The following is a 271-nucleotide window of genomic DNA, read 5'->3' on the forward strand; positions in this document are numbered from 1 at the left end:
GGCAGCAGGTGTGATGACGCGAGAGCTATCGACCCCTGTAATCACTTCCGCCAGCGTTGCGAGTTCTGAAACGCCCGCCACCGTTTCAGTGGCCGCTGCGACTGCATGCGTGTGACTTGTAGCCGTTACGGAATTCGTGGTTGAGCCGTTCAGTGTGCCCGGTGTACCGAGGGTCAAGGCGCGGTCTGCAGTGAGGTTGCCTCCACCTGTCAGACCATTGCCCGCCACGATGTTGCGCGCGGCCAGGGCGCCGTCCGTGATGCCGTAGCCC

Annotated in this window: 1 protein-coding gene; it reads right to left on the bottom strand. The window is 63.1% G+C overall.

The genetic code is table 11. From position 1 onward, the window contains the following. Positions 1–271 (bottom strand): hypothetical protein (locus tag AAIL66_RS24380; RefSeq protein WP_343497972.1); only part of this gene is annotated, 271 nt, incomplete at both ends.

It is taken from the genome of Comamonas sp. F1-6 (assembly GCF_039581415.1).
In the GTDB taxonomy this organism is placed as follows: Bacteria; Pseudomonadota; Gammaproteobacteria; order Burkholderiales; family Burkholderiaceae_C; genus Comamonas; species Comamonas thiooxydans.